Raw genomic sequence first — 3,418 nt, 5'->3', positions numbered from 1 at the left:
GCACAGCGCCCAGTCCCTTGCCGGCGCGTCCTGCTTGCCGCGGGCCGGCGGCAGGAGGTTCAGCCCCTGCCCGCGGGGGAGCGGCGGTGCGCCCGCGGCCGCGAGGAACGCCAGCAGCGTCACAGCGCGCAGCGGCGCACCGCCGTCTACCGTTGACCGAACACGGCCTGCCCTACGATCCCCTCCTCGTGGAGGACGGCGCATGGGAGGTCGAGGGGCGGGTACGCCGCCACCCACCGGCTGCTCGACCGGGCCTCCGGCATCACCGCGATCTACGTGCAGAACGACCTCATGGCGGTCGGCGTGCTCAACGCGCTGCACGAGCGAGGGCTCCGAGTCCCTGACGACTGCTCGGTCGTCGGCTGTGACGACCATCCGGTCGCCGCCCGGACCATTCCGCCGCTGACGACCGTCCACATGCCGTTCTTCGACGCCGGAGCGGCCGCCGTCCGCCTCCTCCTCGATCGCATCGCGTCCGCAGGCACCTCGCCGGAGGAGGTCGTGCTCCCCGTGTCCATGGTCTACCGCGCCTCCACCGGCTCCGCGCCGGCCTAGTGCCAGTTGTGTGACGCGCGTTTGAGGGTGTAGACCGCCTCCGGCAGGTCGTCCCGGACGCGGATCATCCAGCGGGCGAGATCGGTGGTGAGGGCGGCGCGGATCTCGGCGAGCGCGGGATCGTCGTACCGGTTGTCCAGCTCCGCGGGGTCGGCGTCCAGGTCGTAGAGCTCGCCTGTGCCGCGCTCGTCCAGGAGCAGCTTCCACTGCTCGCGCCGGAGCATCACCGTCGTGCCGGACTGGGTGACGGTGTTGAGCTCGTCGAAGGTCCGGCCCTCGTACGGGAAGTGCAACGGCGGGCGCTCGTCCACGTCGTAGGACAGCCCGCCGAACCCGCGTTCGCCGTATCCGCTGGCGAACTCCTCGGCCGGATAGGGAGCCCCGGTGAGCAGGGGCCACAGGCTACGGCCCTGGACGCCGGGCGGGATCTCGACGTCGATCGCGTCGCAGACCGTCGGGAACAGATCGGCGAGCGAGACGAAGTCGGTGCGGTTGTCCATGGCCCGCACGCCCGGCCCGGCGACGGCGAACGGGATGCGCATCAGGCACTCGGGCATGCCCGCGCCCTTGCGCTGCAGCCCGTAGTCTCCGACGTAGTCGCCGTGGTCGGCGACGAAGAGCACCAGCGTGTCCGCGTCCCGCCCGCGTTCGCGCAGGTGCGCGAAGAACCGCTGGAGCTGGTCGTCGATCAGCCGGAGCATGCCGCAGTAGTTGGCGCGGTAGCGCCGCCACTCGGCGTCGTAGCCGGGCCGCTTCTCCTCGATCAGCGTTCGCAGCCAGGCGTAGGCGCCGCCCTTGCGCGCGGCGCCCTCGGGCCCGGCCAGCCGGTCGGGCACCTGGTCCGGCCCGAAGAGGCTGAAGTACGGCTCCGGGACCTGGTACGGATTGTGCGGTTCCGGGAACGACAGCCAGGCGAAGAACGGCCGGTCATCGGGCGTCTGGTCGATCGCGCTGATCGCGTCGGAGACGATCCGGTGCGGGAACTGGCACTCCAGCGGGAACGGTGTCGGCTCGTGGCTGACCGAGTGGTCGAGCGCGCCGAGCCACTGCTCGAATCGCGCCTGGTCGGCGGTCGCCGCGCCGGCCGGGCCGCGGACGTGCCAGTACGGCGCGGCGAAGGTGTCGAAGTCGCCGGGCTCGCGGTGGAAGTGCGTCTTGCCCGCCAGATGCAGCGCGTAGCCGGCGTCGCGGAGCACGTCCACCAGGTCGGGGCCGCGCAACACGTGCTGCGCGGCGCTGTTCTGCCGGACCCGGTGCGCGGACGGGTACCGTCCGGTGAGCAGGCTGACCCGGGCCGGCACGCACAGCGGGGACGTGGTGTGCGCCCGCTGGAACCGCACGCCGCCGCTCATCAGCCCGTCGAGGAAGGGCATGGTGTCCAGGGCGAAGCCGTTCGCGGCGGTCCAGCCGGCACGCTGCTGGTCGGTCATGATCAGCACGATGTTCGGTCGGTTCACGGGATGAGCCCCCATCGCTAGCGCTCGGCGTACATGGGCTTGAGGTAGTCCGTCCGCGGCTTCCAGTTGGGGAAGGCGTAGTCGTCCAGGCCGACCTTCGCGCCCTTGCCCTTGGCCGCCGCGATCGCCGCGTCCCGTTCCTTGGCGCTGTCGCTGGACAGCTTGGTCAGGGCCGCGCGGACGTCGGTGACGTCGCCGCTGAACGCTCCCTGGACGATGTCCCCGAGGGTGGGGGTGACCGGCTTGGACTCGATCTGCACCCGCTGGACGTCCTTGTTCCCGGCGACCGGAGTGGGGGCGAGGTAGACGCTCTCCTGGAACCAGGAGATCAGCTTCTTGTAGGCGGGGTGCGCCTGGGACTGCTCGACGACGGCGATGTCGCGGGGCGGCTGCGACATGGTCTCGGCGACCCGGCGAGAGTAGTCCTCCGTGGTGAAGTGGTCGCCGAGCAGCTTGTTCGCCGCCGCGGCGTGCTTGCTTCCGGGTGACAGCCAGTATTCGCCGGGCTGCGGCACATGGTACGTGGCCACGGTGTCGCCCGCGTCGGGCACCAGGATCGGCCCCACGCCGAGCTTGTCCGCGAAGCCGGGCGTGCTCTGCAGCGCCACGCCGGGGCACCACGGGCCGTCGAAGTAGTACGCCGCCACCCCGGCGGTCCACCGGGCGCGCGCCACGTCGTCGGTCCAGGAGTTCGCCCCCGGCACCAGCAGCTTGTCCCGGCTCAGCGACACCAGGAACTCGATCACGTCGAGGTATTCGTCGGCGTGGAAGGCGTACTCGCCGGTGGCGTACCGCAGGCCGAGGCCGCCCTCGAACCCGGCCGCCTGCGCCAGGTCGTGGACCTGCTCGCCGAGCCGCTGCGGCATGCCGACGTTCCACACCCAGCCGTACGACTGGCCGCCGCTCTTGCTCTGCACCGTCCGGGCCGCGGCCCGGAACTCGTCGTAGGTCTTGGGCGGGGCCTGCGGGTCCAGCCCGGCGCGCGCGACCAGCTCCGTGTTGAACCACGACGCCGCGACGTAGACCTGGTGGCTGAAGACGGGAAACGCGTAGATCTTGCCGTCGAAGACGTGCAGGCCCTCGATGAGCGAGTCCTTGATCCGGGCCGTCGCCTCGTCGCCGAGGTCCAGCGGCTGCGCCCACCCGGCGGCGATGAGCGCCGCGGGCGGCACGTTGTTGAGACCGGCGTTGGAGTGGACGTCCGGCAGCTGGTTGCTCTGCTTGGCCAGTTGCAGCGCCTGGCCCATCTTCGCGGGGTTGTAGTACGTGTACTGGACGGGGACGCCGCCGGGGCTCTTGGCGAACGTGGCGAAGATGTCCGCCTTCGCCTTCTGCAGCTGGTTCTGGTGGTCCCACCAGGTCAGCGACCCGCCCGCGGCACCGCCGCCACCGCCTCCGCCGCCACC

General features: G+C 71.4%; 3 protein-coding genes. 1 reads left to right on the top strand and 2 read right to left on the bottom strand.

Annotation, left to right across the window (positions count from 1 at the left end; translation table 11 throughout):
* Nucleotides 1-177 precede the first annotated feature (177 nt).
* Nucleotides 178-555 (top strand): substrate-binding domain-containing protein, encoded by a 378-nt coding sequence (locus ACWDX9_RS61325; RefSeq protein ID WP_449973118.1) that lies wholly within the window; start codon nt 178-180, stop codon nt 553-555.
* Here the strand turns inward: ACWDX9_RS61325 and ACWDX9_RS61320 are convergent.
* A complete protein-coding gene (locus tag ACWDX9_RS61320; protein ID WP_449973117.1) occupies nt 552-2,012 on the bottom strand; it encodes a sulfatase-like hydrolase/transferase in 1,461 nt (486 codons plus the stop codon). The two genes, ACWDX9_RS61325 and ACWDX9_RS61320, sit on opposite strands and share 4 nt — an antisense overlap.
* A gap of 17 nt (nt 2,013-2,029) precedes the next feature.
* Nucleotides 2,030-3,418: ABC transporter substrate-binding protein (locus tag ACWDX9_RS61315; protein WP_449973116.1), on the bottom strand; the 1,389-nt coding region annotated here is incomplete at its 5' end.

Source organism: Nonomuraea sp. NPDC003201 (assembly GCF_053590415.1).
The sequence above is the reverse complement of the archived record's forward strand: the minus strand, read 5'-3'. Positions and strand labels throughout refer to the sequence as shown.